Source organism: Bradyrhizobium sp. Kon56, from assembly GCF_055807635.1.
The window spans coordinates 1-404 of sequence record NZ_JBVVOU010000176.1 but is presented as its reverse complement, the minus strand read 5'-3'; the positions used below and the strand labels follow the sequence as shown (position 1 = coordinate 404).

1 protein-coding gene is annotated in these 404 nt (G+C 62.9%); it reads left to right on the top strand.

Annotated elements, in window-relative coordinates:
• Positions 1–404, top strand: a 404-nt coding sequence (locus tag AC0L3B_RS38510; protein WP_473382845.1) for a porin, incomplete at both ends; no start/stop codon positions are given.

Genomic DNA, 404 nt, shown 5'->3' with positions numbered 1-404 from the left:
GTGTACTACGCCTTCATCCAGTTCGCTGGCTTCACCATGGGTAAGGCCGTGTCGCAGTTCGACGCGCCCTGGACCAATTATCCCGGCAACAACTTCGACAGCCTCGTCGGCGGTTCCGGCACGGTCACTGGTGTCAACCAGTTCAGCTACACTGCTGACTTCGGTCAGGGCGTGACGGCGTCGTTCTCGGCGGAAGATCGTGCGGCCTACTATGATGCCGGCAACCTGAACATGTCGGGTGCGAGTGCGGCCGGCATTGTCGGCGGTTCGTATGGCTCCAACGCCATCGGCGGCACGCGTTCGCCGAACCTCGTCGGTATGGTCCGCGTCGACCAGGCTTGGGGTCTGTTCCAGGCGTCGGTCGCTGCGCATGACAACCACGTTGCCTACTACGGCGCCACCGA